The sequence below is a fragment of the Nicoliella sp. ESL1113 genome (genome assembly GCF_058509245.1).
Genome location: NZ_CP196388.1, coordinates 171,750 through 189,364, shown reverse-complemented (window position 1 = coordinate 189,364; position 17,615 = coordinate 171,750). Strand labels below are relative to the sequence as shown.

At 35.7% G+C, this 17,615-nt stretch carries 21 protein-coding genes and 1 pseudogene; 10 read left to right on the top strand and 12 right to left on the bottom strand.

All coding sequences use genetic code 11. From position 1 onward, the window contains the following. Positions 1 to 37: 37 nt before the first annotated feature. A complete protein-coding gene (locus ACSYTJ_RS07615) occupies positions 38 to 577 on the bottom strand; it encodes a hypothetical protein (RefSeq protein WP_491717604.1) in 540 nt (179 codons plus the stop codon). 138 nt (positions 578 to 715) lie between these two features. Between ACSYTJ_RS07615 and ACSYTJ_RS07610 the strand changes: the two genes are divergently transcribed. Continuing rightward, complete coding sequence (locus ACSYTJ_RS07610; RefSeq protein WP_491720247.1) at positions 716 to 985, top strand: DDE-type integrase/transposase/recombinase; 270 nt, start codon at positions 716 to 718, stop codon at positions 983 to 985. 21 nt (positions 986 to 1,006) lie between these two features. After that, a complete protein-coding gene (locus ACSYTJ_RS07605) occupies positions 1,007 to 1,201 on the top strand; it encodes an integrase core domain-containing protein (RefSeq protein WP_491720246.1) in 195 nt (64 codons plus the stop codon). Between the two features lie 447 nt (positions 1,202 to 1,648). Here ACSYTJ_RS07605 and ACSYTJ_RS07600 read toward each other — a convergent pair whose 3' ends face one another. Continuing rightward, a complete protein-coding gene (locus ACSYTJ_RS07600) occupies positions 1,649 to 2,449 on the bottom strand; it encodes a hypothetical protein (RefSeq protein ID WP_491720245.1) in 801 nt (266 codons plus the stop codon). Positions 2,450 to 2,606: 157 nt separating this feature from the next. Between ACSYTJ_RS07600 and ACSYTJ_RS07595 the strand changes: the two genes are divergently transcribed. After that, on the top strand, positions 2,607 to 3,329 hold the full coding sequence (locus tag ACSYTJ_RS07595) for a hypothetical protein (RefSeq protein WP_491720244.1): 723 nt from the start codon (positions 2,607 to 2,609) through the stop codon (positions 3,327 to 3,329). Positions 3,330 to 3,376: 47 nt separating this feature from the next. Here ACSYTJ_RS07595 and ACSYTJ_RS07590 read toward each other — a convergent pair. From ACSYTJ_RS07590 to ACSYTJ_RS07565, 6 genes and pseudogenes are all read right to left on the bottom strand, one after another. Further along, positions 3,377 to 3,772, bottom strand: a pseudogene (locus tag ACSYTJ_RS07590) (DNA/RNA non-specific endonuclease); the annotation flags it as partial. 171 nt (positions 3,773 to 3,943) lie between these two features. Further along, entirely contained in the window at positions 3,944 to 4,303 is a 360-nt protein-coding gene (locus tag ACSYTJ_RS07585; protein ID WP_491720243.1) for a hypothetical protein, read from the bottom strand. After that, positions 4,296 to 5,009, bottom strand: a complete 714-nt coding sequence (locus tag ACSYTJ_RS07580; RefSeq protein WP_491720242.1) for a hypothetical protein — start codon at positions 5,007 to 5,009, stop codon at positions 4,296 to 4,298. Before ACSYTJ_RS07580 ends, ACSYTJ_RS07585 begins: the two co-directional genes overlap by 8 nt. Positions 5,010 to 5,172: 163 nt before the next feature. After that, entirely contained in the window at positions 5,173 to 5,538 is a 366-nt protein-coding gene (locus ACSYTJ_RS07575; protein ID WP_491720241.1) for a hypothetical protein, read from the bottom strand. A gap of 93 nt (positions 5,539 to 5,631) precedes the next feature. After that, the gene (locus ACSYTJ_RS07570; protein ID WP_491720240.1) at positions 5,632 to 6,021 is read right to left on the bottom strand and encodes a hypothetical protein; all 390 of its coding nucleotides are present in this window, start codon (positions 6,019 to 6,021) and stop codon (positions 5,632 to 5,634) included. Positions 6,022 to 6,153: 132 nt separating this feature from the next. Further along, positions 6,154 to 6,915 (bottom strand): Panacea domain-containing protein, encoded by a 762-nt coding sequence (locus ACSYTJ_RS07565; protein ID WP_491720239.1) that lies wholly within the window; start codon positions 6,913 to 6,915, stop codon positions 6,154 to 6,156. A gap of 1,408 nt (positions 6,916 to 8,323) precedes the next feature. On the opposite strand from ACSYTJ_RS07565, the gene ACSYTJ_RS07560 reads away from it, so the two are divergent. The 5 genes from ACSYTJ_RS07560 to ACSYTJ_RS07540 all read left to right on the top strand — a co-directional run bounded on the left by ACSYTJ_RS07560 (position 8,324) and on the right by ACSYTJ_RS07540 (position 12,277). Beyond that, complete coding sequence (locus ACSYTJ_RS07560) at positions 8,324 to 9,124, top strand: hypothetical protein (protein WP_491720238.1); 801 nt, start codon at positions 8,324 to 8,326, stop codon at positions 9,122 to 9,124. Between the two features lie 62 nt (positions 9,125 to 9,186). Then, the gene (locus ACSYTJ_RS07555) at positions 9,187 to 9,930 is read left to right on the top strand and encodes a hypothetical protein (protein ID WP_491720237.1); all 744 of its coding nucleotides are present in this window, start codon (positions 9,187 to 9,189) and stop codon (positions 9,928 to 9,930) included. A gap of 55 nt (positions 9,931 to 9,985) precedes the next feature. Beyond that, entirely contained in the window at positions 9,986 to 10,729 is a 744-nt protein-coding gene (locus ACSYTJ_RS07550) for a hypothetical protein (protein ID WP_491720236.1), read from the top strand. 56 nt (positions 10,730 to 10,785) lie between these two features. Next, complete coding sequence (locus tag ACSYTJ_RS07545) at positions 10,786 to 11,556, top strand: hypothetical protein (protein ID WP_491720235.1); 771 nt, start codon at positions 10,786 to 10,788, stop codon at positions 11,554 to 11,556. 172 nt (positions 11,557 to 11,728) lie between these two features. Beyond that, complete coding sequence (locus ACSYTJ_RS07540) at positions 11,729 to 12,277, top strand: hypothetical protein (protein WP_491720234.1); 549 nt, start codon at positions 11,729 to 11,731, stop codon at positions 12,275 to 12,277. Positions 12,278 to 12,472: 195 nt separating this feature from the next. Here the strand turns inward: ACSYTJ_RS07540 and ACSYTJ_RS07535 are convergent, their stop codons facing one another. Both ACSYTJ_RS07535 and ACSYTJ_RS07530 read right to left on the bottom strand, forming a co-directional pair. Beyond that, a complete protein-coding gene (locus ACSYTJ_RS07535; protein ID WP_491720451.1) occupies positions 12,473 to 13,231 on the bottom strand; it encodes an IS3 family transposase in 759 nt (252 codons plus the stop codon). Between the two features lie 2 nt (positions 13,232 to 13,233). Then, complete coding sequence (locus ACSYTJ_RS07530) at positions 13,234 to 13,494, bottom strand: transposase (protein ID WP_491720233.1); 261 nt, start codon at positions 13,492 to 13,494, stop codon at positions 13,234 to 13,236. A gap of 153 nt (positions 13,495 to 13,647) precedes the next feature. Between ACSYTJ_RS07530 and ACSYTJ_RS07525 the strand changes: the two genes are divergently transcribed. Next, positions 13,648 to 14,340: a hypothetical protein gene (locus tag ACSYTJ_RS07525; RefSeq protein ID WP_491717621.1), complete on the top strand. Its 693-nt coding sequence runs from the start codon at positions 13,648 to 13,650 to the stop codon at positions 14,338 to 14,340. A gap of 275 nt (positions 14,341 to 14,615) precedes the next feature. Here the strand turns inward: ACSYTJ_RS07525 and ACSYTJ_RS07520 are convergent, their stop codons facing one another. After that, positions 14,616 to 15,509 (bottom strand): CAP domain-containing protein, encoded by an 894-nt coding sequence (locus ACSYTJ_RS07520; RefSeq protein WP_491720232.1) that lies wholly within the window; start codon positions 15,507 to 15,509, stop codon positions 14,616 to 14,618. A 929-nt stretch (positions 15,510 to 16,438) separates the two neighbouring features. Here ACSYTJ_RS07520 and ACSYTJ_RS07515 point away from each other — a divergent pair. Beyond that, the gene (locus tag ACSYTJ_RS07515; protein ID WP_491717623.1) at positions 16,439 to 17,008 is read left to right on the top strand and encodes a hypothetical protein; all 570 of its coding nucleotides are present in this window, start codon (positions 16,439 to 16,441) and stop codon (positions 17,006 to 17,008) included. Between the two features lie 46 nt (positions 17,009 to 17,054). On the opposite strand, the gene ACSYTJ_RS07510 is transcribed toward ACSYTJ_RS07515, so the two are convergent. After that, a complete protein-coding gene (locus ACSYTJ_RS07510) occupies positions 17,055 to 17,600 on the bottom strand; it encodes a hypothetical protein (protein WP_491717624.1) in 546 nt (181 codons plus the stop codon). Between the last annotated feature and the right edge of the window lie 15 nt (positions 17,601 to 17,615).

The window sequence follows — 17,615 nt, the reverse complement described above, 5'->3', positions numbered from 1 at the left end:
ATCCAGTCAAATTAAAATTTGACCGGATTTTTTTAAATTATTGTAAATCGGCTAATGCCTTCTGTGCCTTAGTTAACCGCTGGGTTACTTGTTTAATTTGTTTCTTACTAGCTTTGTTTTTCTTTAACTGCTTTAATTGTTTTCGATATTTTCTAACTAGTGATGCTTCTTTTTCAATTTTCTTATAATTAGGATTGGACTTTAAATCATCTACAGGTTTATTTTTACTAAGGTCTAATTGATTAACTGCATATAGTGTTTTACTCTTATTCTCATTTGAGTCATAGTTTTGATACCAGTAATTACCATCTGAATCAACGTTAAAACCAGTATTTTTACTTTGATCAGATTCATTTCTTGGGGCAGCATCATTGACTTGTTTAATAACCTGAGCGGGAGTGCCTAATTTAGTATTGTTAAAGTATATGTATCCGTATCCCTTTTCAGATGGGTATGATGGTGTGGTCATTTGTGGAAAACCTGCTGTACCTGCATGAACAGTCTTATTTGGAGAGAAGGTAACACCAAAAATAATCATTGCAATGAACATTGTTAAACATAAATATATTTTTTTCATTTTAACAACTCCTATTATATAGATTATCGTTATTTTATTTAATTATTTATAGTTTGTCAATTGATATTATTATTATAAATTTAATTATTTTTTCATGGGCATGATTTATATTGAATAAAAAATCATCATAAACCAACCATGCATAACGATTATGAACAAAGATCCAACTTAGTTAATAAGGATTGGCACACCGCATGGTGTGCAGATATGACTTATATTCCATTAACTAATCATAGATGGGTCTATTTAGCTAGTGTTTATAACCCCAATAACCCTCAGGTTTTAGCTCATCAAGTGGGAAGTAAAATGACAGCAGAATTAGTGACCAAAACGATGCAAGCAGCAGTTAAGAATGCTGATAAGATTTTCTTGCATAGCGATATGGGTAGCCAGTACACTAGTGATTAGTTCGAAAAATTATTAAATCAGTTGAATATTAAGCATTCTCACTCATTGAAGGGGCACCCTTACGATAATACCTATATTGAGAATTTTTATTCAATGCTGGAACGGAAACTTGTTTTTCAAACAAAGTTTGAAAGTATCGAAGAAGTAATCGCCAGTATTGATTGGTATGTAAGGTGGTACAACAATGAAAGAATTAGCTTGGTAAAAGCTACATAAAATTAGTCCAAGTTATTGATATATGAGCAAAATGATACATTTTAATATAATTAATATCAAATAAAAAACAAACTGATGATATAAATAAATATATATTTTGTCATTCCACCCCTTCCGCATCCCTCCCTGCTCCGCCGGCCGAAGCGAATCGGTTCCTCAGTCCTTTGAGCCGATCTCTCGCGGGACTGATTGGCTCAAGCGGACAGAGTCACTATTCGCATCAGCTCGTGGTCAGCTTAAAGCAGGCTCCATAGCTATCGCTATTCCGCTCTCTGCTTTAAGTCTGACCACTCGTGCAGTCGGCCGTTGCTTCGCAGTTTCGGGATGCGGAAGGGGTTCCATGAATGGTGAATCATCATGAGTGGTTGGAATGCTCCATGGTTGCAAATCAAAAAAGGCTAGCTGCATTATTAATTGCAGTTAGCCTTATTATTTTAAATAGATAATCTATCCTACTAATCTATTAACAAAGTTTTGTAATTTATACTTACCCTTTAATCCGAATAATTTATTGAAGTATTTAGCACGTTTTACGTAGTACTTAGTTGCATGGATTTCCTTTCCTTTAAAGTAATGTGCCAATTGTAAACTTGTCTTTTTACTCCTATCACTATATACTTTTTGGGCCTTTTTAGTTCTAAGTCCCCCTGTTGCATGCTGTGCTTTTTCTCCTGCTGAATAATCTCTGATATAAGTCGCATATGAAATGATTCCAGGTACGGGAACGTTAGGGTAAATAGCTCCATTTTCATAAACTCTTGGGTCACCTACAAATGCAATAGAGTTAAATACGTCTTTTGAGATAAATTTTACATATTTTTTATTTGCTGATATATATTCGTAATTGTTTGTTACATATTTATCTTGATTATCCAGTAGTAACCAATATTTACCATCATAATGTTTGATTGACTTAACCCTTACGTAATAATTTACATTGACTGGGTAAATAGGTACTCCTCCTAATTTAGTTGATGCACCGATTAACTTATTTACCTTTATGTAGTTTGTTTTAAGACTCTTGTAGTAGTCTTTCTGACTTGATGGAGTAAAGTAATTAGGATCATTTTTTTCTTTCATTATTTCTTCGAAATTATTAGAAGCTAATCCTCCAGAATTAGTTAAACTGCTATTATTTTCATCTGCCTTTGCTACTGAAGTATTTTTATTACTTAAAAATACGCCAAGTAATAAAGTTGATATTATCAAAGCTAAAATGGACGTAGATATTCTTTTAAATTTTGTCATAATTATTCCTCCTATTTTTATTAGCATTGTATTATATAGACAGTATTAAGTAAAATGAATTGAATAATGGTTTATATTAATAGATGTATAATTAATGTTGAATATTATTAGTTATGGTAAAATGATTTTATTGATATTTTAAATCGGAGGAATACATATGAATTTAAATAAAAAAACACTTTTCAAAATATTGATAACATCGTTCACTGCTGGAATTTCTTTACTCTCATTTTTCGGATCAAAAAACGTAAATGCTGATAGAAAGTTGCTTAATCCAAACGCTCCAGCATCCACAATGCCAATTTATTATGATGACACAAGCCATCAGTATATTAGATCTCATTCTAGAGATATTTATTTCGAAGGAATTAAAGCTACTTTAACAGCTGATGGAACACTATCTGAAAATGATAGTACTAAAAATAAGTCCTGGTTGAGTGGTAAAAACTACGTAAAGAGGCCGGAATTAAATTTGCTTTATAATGATGCAATGTCTACACTTGCATTCCATAATAAATATAAGTATTCTACTAAATATGTTAATATCAAAAAACTATATAAGGATGTTTATCATGTGAACATTGATAAACTGATTAGCAAGACGCGACCTAGTGATTGGAAAACTAAATATAAGAATGGTTTAGATCCAAAAATTTATATGGTAAAGGGATATACGATTCCAAGAAGTCTTCATGGATTTAACCTAGCCAATTACAAAATTTTTCAACAATATTTCCCAGACGCTAGCGGTTATAAATCTAATAACAATAAGCGATTTAATCAATTTAAGAAAACAATTGATAAATTAACTGGAATTGAGTATACTGACCAACGCCAATTTAGCGATAAGAATAATTTTAATTCCAAATCTACAAAGTAAATAATAAAGACCATAAGCATATTTTAATGCTACTGGTCTTTATTTATTTATCTTGCATATGGTTGTGTAATGTACATTTGCAGGTTGGTCTTTGAGCGACCAGTTGCATAGTTGAATTCTATGCCTGGTTGGACGTTGAATAGGTAAACGTTGAAATTCAATTTACCGTCAGTGGAAACTGCTTGCATTTGAACTCCTCGAGCCATTAAATCATTCCCCTTGAAGATTGGCTTTACCTGGTAAATGACCTTTTCGCTACGCTTTAAAGCATTTCTAACGACAGTTTCAAAACGGGTTTGAACTCGTTGATTACTATAAGCGGTCTGGGTAAATAGGTTCTTAGGGTTGTTTTGATCACCCGACTGATCTGATGGGTTGTACTTACCAGTGATACTGATTCCCTTCGATAGTGAGTATGCAATGATGTGGCCACGGTTCACTATGTATTGAGGATGGTTAATATTTTATGTGTTTTCATTATTTGGTGCTCCTTATCTACCTAATTTATATCCATTTTTAATAGCCCAATCGAGCGTTACTATCTTTTTACTCTCCTGCGATTATTGTGCGCCCGATAAAAAAACCCATCCAATCAAGGATGGGCATGGGCACAATTAGTTTGCGTCATGGTTACTGATCACGAGGTGCTGGTGGTGATCATGGGTATTGATGAGACAGATGAGGTGGAGCTCAAATTGATTCATGTATCCATACATCTTCCAGACCTGCTCTAAGAATGCGATCGTCTGCGGGGTTAGAACTAGCGGGCCTGGTGGTTGGTCACGAGGTCCGATGTGATACTGCAACGGCCAGCGATTAGCTCGATATTGGCCTAGGAACAACTGCTCTGGGCCAGGGTAATCAGTATAGGCCATGTAGGTCAGCGCTTTAGCCATGGCGGCTGAGCGTTGGTTTAGTTTAACTGAGAAGAAATCAAGCACCGCTCGATAAGTGGTTACGCTCTGATTAGACATATTCAGGACTTCCTTTCTGCCCGTAGATCCAGCTATTGGGGCGTTTTGCATCCATTTTGAAGTTGTTTTGGGCACGCAGGTACTTATCCATCTGGGCATCATGGTTGTTGTAGAACAAGAGCTTTGCCTTGGCTGTTGAATAGCGGCTGGTCAAGAACTTGATTAGTCTAAAATCAGCAAAGTTAGTGTGTGGGATAAAGTTGACATAGGTGACTTCTTCTTTATCCACGTTGGGATTGTGGTATGAAGTATACGTTACGACGAGCGTCTTGCCGTGGTGTCTTAGGTCAACACGCTTGATGTAGCAGACATCTGATGAAAAGCTCCGTTCAATGGCACACTTATTTTTCAGTGATTGAACATCTGCATACTTGTAAGGCTTGGCCTCATGGATCCCGAAGAACGCAACATCACTACTGAAGTTAATTTTACAATTGAGGGGTGCATTAGCTTGGACTTCTGCCACCATGGCAGCCACTGGCACTGCGGGGTCAATTGGGATCCGATGTCTGAACGCCGAGTGATCACTGAAGCCCAGTGAGTAGACGCGCCCCATCCCATCAGCCACGATCAGGTAGGTCGATGAGGTCGAAGCAGCGTTATTACAGAAGAGGATGGATTTAATATGATACTGTTGATCGCACTCAGAAACAGTGGTTAAAAATTGATTTAAAGCGGCGAAGCGATTGGAATTTAGAAATGTCATAATCTCAAGTCCTTTCTGGAAATCATTAGTGTAGGCATCAAAAAAGGGGCGTAGTGATTAACTACGTCCCTTGAACGCTTGATGGTGGCACGCACCATCAATAACAACGGAGCGAGTCGAACCCTCCTGGTTGCCACCGGGCGTTGCTACTGAGCATTACTGACTATTTATGATCGGAGGTTTGCTGTTGGTGCGCGAGGTATTTGATCAAGGCGCCCCCAGCGTAGCCTCGGTAGTTCATGCCCCGTTTTTGCTCCGGAGTTGATTCATGATCGGCCAACCGTTGGCTGGCATCCAGCTTCTGTTGTTGATCATTAACATAGTAGAGATGATTTTCACTGAGGTTGTTGATCGTCTCGCTCATCGTCTTAACGTAGTCATCTTTGATTGACCTTAACTTGGCCAACTCCTTGGATAGCTCAGTAATCTTGCGGGTCAGCTCAATCTCTGAGCGGGCCAGGTTCAAGTTCTTAGCTGCCATCAGTTTATTGATCAAGCGTAGTTGTTTAGTATCTTCCTTCATTGTCATTTAACCGTCTCCTTTAGTTTTAGATTGGATAACATCATTTAGTGCCCGCCTGTGGTTATGGGGGATTGATTTGAACATACATGGGGGGCCTCCTTAACTACGTAGCCATAGGATGGCTTGATTAGCACCTAACACCGCAACCTTGAAATTAGCCCCTCGGAACTTGTGGGCAACATCTTTGGGGTTGAGCTGTTTGTGGATGACCGAATAGATAGCGTATAGGAACATGTTCTTCCCGGCAAAGCCCTTATCAGAGGGATACTTATGCTCTGCCACACACATGGATCGATAGATGTTAGCGAGGGCTTTAGGGTGTTCCGCAGGCAACATGTCGCGCTCAATGTGATCAAGCTCCTTACCATAGTTAGCATCATAGCGCTTACTAGCCATGGTGTAGATATGTGAGATGACTTCCTTGAAGTACTGAGGGTCGTTAGTGCTAAATAATGCCTTAGCAATTTTAAGTGAATTAATAATGTCCATACTTAGGACTCCTTTCTGGTTAGCGAATGATAAATAGAATGTTTGTAGTGACGTCATGGTGGATGCATGGTAAAACCTCCTGAGAATGCAAAACAGCACACCGTTTAATGGTGTGCTGTTTGCGATTAATATTTATTCAAAGATGTCAATTATGGAATCATCCAATGGCGGTTCCTTAGGGGGAATCGTATCTTGATCAAAGAAGGGGGCCGCTTGGTAGTGACCATGGATGTTGATATCAGTGATATGAATCCCCTGTTTGGTCGCTGGGGCCGTAGAATCATTGAACGCGAAGTTACAGACTCCATCACGCTCAATGATGATTGCTAATTGATAGGCATTGAACGCTCCATAGATTTGCCATACATAATCCACTGCCATGGCAGCTTCAAAACAGAGGGCAACGTTAGGATACTCAGGATCGAGCTGCGATATGCCGGCGCGTTCAATCCCAGTGAAATCATAAGCCGTACAGCGGGGCCCATTCACCGTAGCAACGAACTGGGCATTGAATAGTTGCGAATGGCGCTGCGGCAGGGTGGGGCGCTCCCCATGGTACTTGATCAGGTGATAGGCATATGTTAGATACATGAGTTGATTGAGCTTTTGAACGTTCATATCAGCCTTTTGCATGAAGGCCCAGGCAATTTGAGCGGTGGTGGCTAAATAGTTGCTGCGGAGGCAATGGGCTCCGTACTGGCTAGCCAAATGCTTGATATCTTGTTGCAGCAACTGCTCACTGTTCTTGACCACTAGCGTCCCTTGATGGACCGTGAGCAGGAGGGCATTATAAGGACCGAGTTGCTCCTTAATGGCATCCTTTTTAGCTAATCGTCCCACCCCCTCTTTGTTGATGGGGACTTGGCAGTGTTGATCACCTAGGATAAAGCACACTGAGCGCTGTTGCTCAGGAGCTAAATGGAAGCTGGCTAGCTTGGCTAGTGGGAGTTGGAAGCGCAGCTGTTCATCTAGCATTAGATTAAACTGGTTATGATTTTTGAACATATACATCAGCTCCTTTGGATGGTAAAACTAAATAAAGGACCACAGCTGCGGTCCTTTATTTATGGGAGGGTTAATTAACATGGTAGATGCTTATGGCACTACTATTACATTAAAATTGGAAACCACCAATAGCTATCTACATAATCATACGAAGGGCGGTACGCCCTGACATTGGATGAAATCTTTGAATGATGTCATTATTACGCATTTTAAAACAGGAAACTCTGCTTCCCGATGTTCTTTTATGATGTTATTATTTGTAGTTTTTATTATCATATTTTTGCGACATTTACCCCTAATACTAGGGGAGTTAACGTACTTTAGTTTATTATTGCGCACTAAATCCATTTAAAATTGCTAGTGAATATTAACAAGTTAAAAATGAACATTAGTGCATCATTTACACAATCATACTAATGGCGGCACGCCATGTATTATTCGAGCTCTTTTGTTACGAATCTTAGGACGGAAAGCACTGTCTCCCGTCCACTTTTTACAATATTATCATTTGTATTATGTATTATAGTGATTTTTTGCGATATTGCTCCCTAATATTAGGAAGAACGTCCTCTGAACAAGCAAACGCTTGTTGCTCACAAGTCTGCCAGCCTCACCTGGTCTTCAGACTCACCAGCCAATACGAATTAATTTCAATCCATAGAACTGCGTATTCTACCCTCATCAGTTCCCAAGTTCGAGCGTTCAGAACTTGTTTGGCAATGCCTCGACAGAGTTTATTTTATGGTGGTGTATTTGTCGTCGATAAGTCCACCACTTACGGAATGGATTAAATCCATTCACGAAACATTTTATGGTTAGGCTGCTTTGACCTCTCACGCAGCGGAGCTACGAGTAGCTATAAAGTGCTACTAATACTACTATTTATTTTTAAATATACTATAAGACATATTAGCTGTCAAAAAAATTGCATAAAACTATTTTAACGATCTTGATATACTCGATAGCGTCTTATCAATAATATAGACTATTTTAAGGAGCAATCTGGGGCGCCCCTGGTACACTGACCGAAGGGGGAAGCAGAGCTTTTCCCGTAGGTAAGGGGGGTCCAGGGGTTAAGCGGGTCCCAGATGAGCATTAAATCAAATGTATTAACAAATAAAACACCGAATTAAGTTCAGTATTTATAATGTACTAAAATAAATGCACACTAAAAAATGATGCGATATAAAAACGTTTTAGATATTATCACATGATCACATCTAATTTGGGTATATATTAGACATATGGTAAAATTATAATTAAGAAATTATTAAGAAGAAAGTTGGTACATATAATTATGAATAAATATCTCAAGAAAACTGTCCTAATGGCCGTTGCTACGGCCAGTCTCGTCACTGTTGCTGGTGTTAGCGGAAATAACGTTGCTAATGCAAAAGTGACCGAAAATCCATTAACTACTGACTGGACCAACGAAAACACATCTGGTTTTTCCACATGGATTAACAAAAATGCATCCCCTACTACCATGCCCATTTACAAAGTAAAAAATCCTATTAATAATAACGCATACTATAGACAAAGCAATAAAAAACTATACTTTGAAGGCGTTCCGGTAAGCCTTGATAGTGATGGTAGCTTAAGTCCTTATCCTAATTCAAAATGGATGAAGGCAATGGAAAAACCATCATTCTGGAAAAATCATCCGGAATTCAACATGCTAAGAGATGGAATTTCATATGCAGTCCCAACTAAATATCGTAATGCATATTCCTCTGGTGGGATGCTAGTTAATGTAGAATCTATGTACAAACAAGTATACCACGTTAACTTAAACAAATTACTAACCGTTAATAAGCCTAAAAATCAATACAAGTATTTCAAAAAAGGTATGAATCCTAGTAAATACATGGTTAAAGGCTACAACGCAGATGTCATTCGCCAAGTTCGTGTCAAAGCCTTAACCCAAAAAGGTTACGTTCAAAGTCTATTCGACCACAAGGTCCACAACGTTTATCTAAAAGACCAACGTGGTAATTCAAAATATAACGATTTTAGCAACAAAACATTTTATCGTCGCGCATTAACATACCAAGAAGTTAAAAAGCAGAATCAAAGTGAATACCACAGCGTCAACTAATCAAACAAAAAACCCGTTACAAATATTTGTAACGGTACTACATATTAAAGGAGTGTTCAAATATGAACTCGATCAAAAACTTTCTCAAGAAAACTGTCTTAATGGCCGTTGCAACGGCCAGTCTCGTCACTGTTGCTAACTTTGTTAACTTAAATAACGTGGCGAATGCAGCTAAGTATGATGCATGGACTAATCCGAATGGTAAATATGGAAACCAATACACAAATATCGCAAGTAAAGACAAAACCGGAAATAATATTGCTGTATTAAAGCCTGAATATATGACACCTGGTAGTGTAAATCAAAAATATGCTAGAAATGGATTCAAATATTTCTATTTAGATGGATTAAAAGTTCGACTAGAAACAACCGGAAGATTAACACTACAACAATCATTTCCATCAAGTTGGCTTAAATATAATTATAAATCAGGTGGATTCAAATACACACACCCAGAACTAGCCCTTGTAACCAACGGTGATTTCACAAGATATCCTACAAAATATACCGATAATCCAAAAAAACAATTCAACAACATTAAGAAATTATACAAAGACTACTACCATGTTAATATTGACAAACTATTAACTTACACCCGCCCAAAGAATTGGGAATCTAAGTATCGCACTCATGGCGTTAGTCCTAAATCATACATGGTTAAAGGATACTCAGCAAGTAGTCTTGATCATGAAGGATGGTCTAAACAACAAGTTGTAAACAAAATTAACAGTTTACACAACATTTCATACAAAGACCAAAGACGATGGTCACCAAAGAATGATTTTAGTACCGCTACTAAATACTAAAAAAAACCCTAACGGATATCCGTTAGGGCACTACATACTAAAGGAGTGTTAAAGTATGAACTCGATCAAAAATTTTCTCAATAAAACTGTATTAATGGCCGTTGCAACGGCCAGTCTCGTCACTGTTGCTGGTGTTGCTAACGTAAATAACGTGGCGAATGTAGCACTTGCTGCATATAACCCTAACGATCCTAATCAAAATGGTAGCAACAAAGGTGTTGATAAATCAGCTCAAGAAACACTTGTTAATCCAAATGCATCCGTCACAACTATGCCAGTTTACAAAACTGGGTCTCACTTTCAAAGTATCGACGGAAAATACCGTCGTGCCACAGTAAAAAGAGTATACCTCGAAGGTATTGCCGTTGACTTAAACAACGATGGAACCATGACTTTTGGTGGAGACACTAAACACATAATTCCTAAAACATGGACTCAAACCACATCCGGGTGGAATAAACACCAAGTAATTGCTTTAATCACCAATAATGTAATCTGGACTTATGAAAATCAAACGGGTAATTACAAATACAACAACAAATTTATCAACATTAAGAAATTTTACCGTCAAGTTTACCACATTAAAATTGAAAAACTACTTACCAAGTCACCCGTCAAGAACTACACTAAGAAATACGCCAATGGTATCAACCCAAGTAAATATATGGTCAAAGGTTACAAGCCATTCACTTACACTACAGCAATGAACAATGCTAAATACGCAAAAACTATGCTTGATCGTGCTCATGGTGTTCTCTTATCCAATCAAGACCAAACAAGCAATAAAAACGATTTCTAATCAAAAAACCTAACGGATATCCGTTAGAGCACCACATAATAAAGGAGTGTTAAAGTATGAACCCGATCAAAAACTTTCTCAAGAAATCTGTCCTAATGGCCGTTGCGACGGCCAGTCTCGTCACTGTTGCTAACTTTAGTAACTTTAGTGGTAACAATGTTGCTAACGTTGCACATGCTGACTACTTAGGTAGCCCAAATCTTAAAACACCTAAATGGACACAAGATGATAACCCTACTGGTAACTTAGCCAATCCTAACGCACCTCTTAGCCAAATGCCTATTTGGAAAACTAAACCCCAATATCTTAATCAAAACACGCTTAAATATCAACGTGGATTCACATCCAAAGGATACATCGACGGTATTAAAATAGAAATGCAAAGAAATGGACAGATTTCATCTAGTCAATTACCACCAAAAAGTTGGACAAAATATGCTGCTAAAGTTGGAAAATCCATTACCGATATCCACCCCGAATTAAACCTCCTATTCGACAACGATTTAAATAAAATCGGTGGTAAATATGGTCATGATATAAAATATATCAATATCAAGAAATTATACCGTGATTACTATCACATTAACATTGACAAGATTTTCACTAAAACCCGTCCTGCCAATTGGGTCGCTAAGTATCGTACTCATGGACTAAACCCTAAGTCATACACCGCTAAGGGCTACAACACCGCAACAATTAAACCATCTAATTCCAAAAATGAAATTCAAAACAAGTTCAAAAATATTCACAATATCGTTTACGTTGACCAACGTTCAGATAGTAACAAACTAGACTTCGGTACTAAGACCTACTACAAGTTCTACTGATCAAAAAAACGTAACGAATCTTCATTACGAAAACATTTAAATATATTATTAAATTAAATTAATTGCCCATAAATTTTTAAGATACTTTAACTTACATGAAACTAGATATGATAAACAATAAATGTTATCATGTTTCATGTAATACATACAAAATTATACGGAGATGATAATTATGAAGGCTAAGAAATTCTTAACAGTACTTTCATTAAGTGCATTATTAGCAGGTACTGGTGTTACAACCTTACAAAGTTACCAACAAGCTAGTGCGGCTACTAAGAAACATAAATCTACTAAAAAAGTAAAGAAAGCGAAAAAAGCTAAAAGTAAGAAAGAAAAACTAAACTCTGATGGTACTGATAAACAATCAAAATATTCATCATTTGGAGAATGGTTTGTAAAGAATAGAAGTATTATTGAAAACTATTATTATAATAATGGTGGTGAAGTTTGGCAAGCGCAAGGTCCAAATGATGAAGGTGGATCACAATTAAGTGTTCGTTATTATAATAATCCCGCATATAAATATGCTTACATTGATGCTTTAGGTAATGATATTCAAAATCCTTCATATACAGGAGGAGCGGGAACAGCTGAATACTTTAATAAAATGTATAATGTTTACAAAGCTGCTGCTCCTCTAGTAAAGCAGAGTAATCCAAATGGAACTCTTTATCTTAATAAAGATTCAATGACATGGAGTGCAACTAATCCTAATGATTAAAATGTAGCAAAATGCATTTAGTAAGTATAATTATATAAAATAAATTAAAACACCACCAAGTTCAATGGACTTGATGGTGTTTTTGTTAGTGGATGACTAGTATTTAATTTTAGTGTGCTCCTATGTCAATAACTTGGACCAATTTTATGTAGTTTTTACCAAGCTAATTCTTTCATTGTTGTACCATCTTACATATCAATCAATACGGGCGATTACTTCCTCGATGCTTTCAAACTTTGTTTGAAAAACAAGTTCCCGTTTCAGCATTGAATGAAAATTCTCAATATAGGTATTATCGTAAGGATGCCCCTTCAGTGAGTAAGAATGCTTAATATTCAACTTATTTAATAATTTTTCGAATTGATCACTAGTGTAATGACTACCCATATCACTGTGTAAGAAAACGAGTTTGTCAGCGTTCTTAACTGCTTTTTGCATCGTTTTAGTCACTAAATCAGCAGTCATTTCATTGCCCACTTGATGGGATAAGACCTGATGGTTATTGGGATTATAGACACTAGCTAAATATACCCATTTATGATTAGTTAATGGAATATAAGTTATATCTGCACACCATGCGGTGCACCAATCTTTCTTAACTAAATTGGATCTTTGTTCATAATCGTTATGCGTGGTTGGCTTAAGATACTTTTTATTCAGAACTGAATGAACATTCATTGAATGCATTAGCTTCCAAATATCTATAGATCTTACTTTGATTCCTTTGTTCAAAAGGACTTGGTGAATTATTGGGTATCCATAAACGTATCGACTCTTTTTCCATGCCACCAAAATTGCCCGTTTCAAAATAACATTTTGATTATATCTAGCGGTTGGTTCATGATTTACCCAATAGTAGTAGGTGCTCTTAGGCATTTTAAAAGCCCTTAGAGTGGTAGCTAAGCGGTGTCCATGTTCTAAACTATCCTTGATAAAGCCTAAGGCTTTCTTGATTGTTAACGCTTCCCAAGTAACACCGCAGCTCGTTTTAAAATTTCTAATTCCTCCTGAGCTTGAGCTAATTTCTTTTCCATTTGAACATACTTTTCATAAGAAATTTGTTTGTCATCAACATTAATAGTGGAACTCTGTTTCAACCAACGACTGATCGTGTTAGCTGAAACATCGTATTCTTTAGCTAATGATTTAATACTGTGGCCTTGCTTTGATAGTGAAATAATTGAATCTCTGAATTCTTTTGAATATGATTTTGGCATAATAAAAAGCTCCTTTTAATAATAATTATATCGGATTAAAAATTTTGTCCAAAATTTAATCATAGGAGCAGAATTAAATATTGATTTTTATATTTCCTTAATGTATAATATTTTTGCTTGACGTATAATATTTTTTTATAAGGAGATTACATAATGATTAATTCAAAAAAACTTTTAACTTTATTTTTAGCATTGATTCTAGTTGCACCAGTTTTGGTATCTCATTCAGCTGTTACAAATGCTAAAAATATTCATGTTAAGGTATTGAAGAAAAATATTAAAAAAAGTAAGAAAAAGACTAAAAATACCAAGACTATTTTTAAATCTAAAGCTAATCAGCAAAAGGTTAATGTTACTGCTAATCAGCTAAATGATGATATTAAATTTTATAATAATCAAGTTGGTTCTGAATTTAGTAGCGATATTATTCCAGGATCTAATAATGATAATTATGTTGTTGCTTCCCCTAGATATTCATTATCTTATAGCGGCATTGGATCATCATTAAATAATATTGCTACTGATATGGGTACTAATGTGGATGCAAGTGATTTAGTTAGTTCAAATGATGATGTTATGATGTCCTCTAGTAACATGAAAGCTATAGAAAATGTTGCTAATTCAATTTATCTAAGATTTGCCAATCGTTTGAAGAGTAAATTATCACACTCTGATTTTGATAAGCTGACTACTATTAAAGCTACATTTGTATCTGGAAGCCAAAAGGTCAGCCAAGGCTCTGATGGATCTCAAACTAATGAAGATCCTGATGTTGTGAATCAATGGTCAAACATTAGACAATTATTCAGCGCTTTAGGAGACGGAATTTCACAATTGGATAAATAGTATTCATTTATATTAATGTAAATTTTATAAAAAATAAAAAGCGAATGATCTGACCCCAATCGGTTAGACTAATACTTTTGCTAGGATATCAATCCCAAATATTGATTTGGTAACTGGTATCCTAGTTTTTCTTTTAATCTATTATTATTGTAATCCTTAATCCATGTTTTCATCGCATTGATTAAGGATTTTTTGGTATCATAATGCTTATTCATCATTTCGATTAAAATATATATGTATGAAAAGCAAAGAATAATCAATGCTTTTGTTTGTTACTATTCTTCGAATAACATGGTTTGGTAATACTTTCCGTCGTTATAAGTGGTTGCCATGGCCATTTGGGTAGCGATTGTACTTAAGATGTTTCTACGGTGGGCCCATTTTTCACCAACGGCATCGTTGTACGTGAATTCGTTGACCATGTTGATCATGGTATCAGTTGGTGTATCTGATGAATATGTGTTTTGAATATTTTCACCAACACCATCGTCATCCCAGCCATGTTGTTTAATTAAATCGTCAACTTGAAGACTACCATCAGCAGCATAATGTGATATTGATTTAGTTTTGATCAGTTGTTGATTTCGTTCCAGGGCTAAGGTATAGAGATGGTCGTTCCATGTTAAGGGTTGTAACCCATGTTGATCACGAATGTAGTTAACATAGTTGAGCCCCACGTCTTGGTTTTCGGCATCAGTGACGGTGGTGTTATGTTTATTGGGATTCTTTGGTAGATGTAAATCGGCCGCTAGTACCCAATACGTTTTTTTAGGATAGTTGAATTTAACTTGGTAATACATGATTCCCCAATCACTCATGGTTTTTTTAACGATGGTTCCGGTTGCTTGATTTTTAATTTTTCTCGTGCCATATTGGGTATCAGTTTCATTTGCCGGAAGTTGGCTGAATTGTAAACTGGTATTGGTAAAATTATAAATCACTTTGGTGCCTTTTTTATAATTGGCATTTGCCATATATGGATTGGGATCATAAAGTAAATAGCGGTTCGGCATGTTTACACTAAAATTGTTCAAAATTTGGTTGACGACCCTTGGGTCAGCCCCGGCTAATGGATTGGGGTCAGCGTGGACGGTTTTCGTGACGGTATTAACGGTAAAGAATGTGATCAACACCGTCATCAAGCTTACAAGTTTGTTTTTAATTTTCATAGTAAACATCTCCCTGGTTATGCATTTATATATACGTTTATGTATCAATTTTTGTGACTATCTATTATTATTTTTAATTATATCATTCAGCTTAAATATTTTATAAAATTAAGTTAAGTATTTATATAATTTCAAATGGTACATTAAGATTTATAATTATAGTGAATTAGAGTTCATTCATTATGGTACGCGCTAAAGGACATGCCATAAAAATGGTCTATATTATTATCATAGGAGCAGTATTGAAATAACATCAGACGACTTCTGATTTTATAGGGTTAAATTCTTGGACAACTAAATTTTGTTATTATTGGAATCGCGTTTCGTTTGATAAATCAATAAGTAACAATGGACTGAGCAAAGAATAAATAAATCAAATTTCAACTATCAATTTAATTTATAAATTGGTGTCAATAATCTCATTTCTACCACAATACATCAAAAAGACATCAACCATCCATTTTAGGATCAATTGATGTCTTTTTTGAGTTAATACTACTAAAAACTAATCATCTAGGAACTTTTTACATGCTATATCATAGGTCGAAACAACACAACTTAGCATCCATACGCCGTAGAATGTCCAAACGTACCACGTTGGCAATGGCCAATGCTTTAAAGCGTATAGGCTCAACAGCAAGTAAAGCACTGCTGAGACGAACAAGCCATTAATGAAAGCAATGGTATTTAATAACCCCATTTTTCTAAATAAGTGGATTACTGGATACAATAATTTATGAATTTTTTTAATCATTACACAGTCAGCTCCCTTGAAAAATTAGCAATTATTATTTAGTGACTATTAACCTTATTTAGGATAACATTAATAATGTTATCATTCATCGAGATATTTTTCGATTTATTCTCTAATATTTACAGTAACGATGGAATCGCCTGTTACAAAAGGACTTAAAGGAGCTGAATGTAAAATGGTAGAATATAATTGGGTTAAAGATCGGAAGTATGGAGTGGTGGTCGCCACTAGTTCTAATTCCAATCACAAGGAAATTTACTTTACGGTGGATGCTACTGTTAGAGCCGCCATTAATAATGACATTAAAGTTTCATTGAAGTCTCAATCTAGCAAGTATAACTTGATTAAAAAGATCGTTGGGAAACCAACTGATGAGATCGAATCAGTTAGCATTGCAAATGATAATGATAAATTTAAACATAAGTATAAGTTGATTAGCGCTTATGATGTTGAATGCTACATTACGCAGTACCAAGTAGAAAAAGACTATGATGATAATTTTCACGAATCGATTGAAGCAGAACGTGAAGAAGAGGTTAATCAAATGCGCGATGTGCTGATTAAAGATAAGGTGAACTTGTCACAAGATTCACTAATTTACATGCTAGTTAAAAAGGAAAATCAAATTGGTCTTTTAGTTCATAAGATCAATGAATTGAAAGCCAATGTCCAGTCAACAAATGGGTCTGTGAATCATATGAATGGCAAAAAAGGTTCCCCATCCCCCAATCATAAAAAGAATTAATAATAAATAAAGAAGTCCCATCGTTGATGGTGACTTCTTTTTTAATTTATAGGTCAACGGGTAAGTCGGTCTTTTTAATGAAACTAATGTTTTCATTAAAAGCATCGCTATAATAGTAATAGTCTTTTTGGTGTTTAGATAATATCTTGTATAGCTTCTTTAATTCGATGATCATTTTTTTATTATGGGTGGGAAAGTACTCAGAGAGGCCATTTTCTTTTTCATATTGAACGATTTTTTTAAAGGTGTCGATGTTATTTTGCAAGTGAATCATTAAATCAAGCGTAATTTCCTTGAAATCGTAATTACTGTAAGAGTGCTGCTTGACCTTTACCTTTTCTTCAAGCGCTAACATCATTTTAACCTGATTCGAAGTTAAGGGTTGTTCATCTACGATTTGTGCTCTTTTAGCAAAATCATTCGCAATATTAACCTTTGAAAGTTCAATTTCATCACTTAATTTAGCGATGCGATGGTTCAACACAGCGAAGTATTTTATGTTTAAGTCATCTGTGAACTTTTTACCTTCAGCTGTTCCTAAATAGTGAATGGCATCAGTAGCTTCTTTTAATATTTTGAGCACGTCTTTCATGCAAATTCCTCCCAT

Bases quoted from the DNA above. Each gene is read 5' to 3' on its own strand.
- ACSYTJ_RS07510 (WP_491717624.1), bottom strand. From the start codon at position 17,600: ATGAAAGACGTGCTCAAAATATTAAAAGAAGCTACTGATGCCATTCAC.
- ACSYTJ_RS07575 (WP_491720241.1), bottom strand. From the start codon at position 5,538: ATGACAATGAAGGAAGATACTAAACAACTACGCTTGATCAATAAACTG.
- ACSYTJ_RS07560 (WP_491720238.1), top strand. From the start codon at position 8,324: ATGAATAAATATCTCAAGAAAACTGTCCTAATGGCCGTTGCTACGGCC.
- ACSYTJ_RS07540 (WP_491720234.1), top strand. From the start codon at position 11,729: ATGAAGGCTAAGAAATTCTTAACAGTACTTTCATTAAGTGCATTATTA.
- ACSYTJ_RS07545 (WP_491720235.1), top strand. From the start codon at position 10,786: ATGAACCCGATCAAAAACTTTCTCAAGAAATCTGTCCTAATGGCCGTT.
- ACSYTJ_RS07555 (WP_491720237.1), top strand. From the start codon at position 9,187: ATGAACTCGATCAAAAACTTTCTCAAGAAAACTGTCTTAATGGCCGTT.
- ACSYTJ_RS07600 (WP_491720245.1), bottom strand. From the start codon at position 2,449: ATGACAAAATTTAAAAGAATATCTACGTCCATTTTAGCTTTGATAATA.
- ACSYTJ_RS07550 (WP_491720236.1), top strand. From the start codon at position 9,986: ATGAACTCGATCAAAAATTTTCTCAATAAAACTGTATTAATGGCCGTT.
- ACSYTJ_RS07570 (WP_491720240.1), bottom strand. From the start codon at position 6,021: ATGGACATTATTAATTCACTTAAAATTGCTAAGGCATTATTTAGCACT.
- ACSYTJ_RS07595 (WP_491720244.1), top strand. From the start codon at position 2,607: ATGAATTTAAATAAAAAAACACTTTTCAAAATATTGATAACATCGTTC.
- ACSYTJ_RS07580 (WP_491720242.1), bottom strand. From the start codon at position 5,009: ATGACATTTCTAAATTCCAATCGCTTCGCCGCTTTAAATCAATTTTTA.
- ACSYTJ_RS07610 (WP_491720247.1), top strand. From the start codon at position 716: ATGCATAACGATTATGAACAAAGATCCAACTTAGTTAATAAGGATTGG.
- ACSYTJ_RS07615 (WP_491717604.1), bottom strand. From the start codon at position 577: ATGAAAAAAATATATTTATGTTTAACAATGTTCATTGCAATGATTATT.
- ACSYTJ_RS07520 (WP_491720232.1), bottom strand. From the start codon at position 15,509: ATGAAAATTAAAAACAAACTTGTAAGCTTGATGACGGTGTTGATCACA.
- ACSYTJ_RS07585 (WP_491720243.1), bottom strand. From the start codon at position 4,303: ATGTCTAATCAGAGCGTAACCACTTATCGAGCGGTGCTTGATTTCTTC.
- ACSYTJ_RS07515 (WP_491717623.1), top strand. From the start codon at position 16,439: ATGGTAGAATATAATTGGGTTAAAGATCGGAAGTATGGAGTGGTGGTC.
- ACSYTJ_RS07525 (WP_491717621.1), top strand. From the start codon at position 13,648: ATGATTAATTCAAAAAAACTTTTAACTTTATTTTTAGCATTGATTCTA.
- ACSYTJ_RS07530 (WP_491720233.1), bottom strand. From the start codon at position 13,494: ATGCCAAAATCATATTCAAAAGAATTCAGAGATTCAATTATTTCACTA.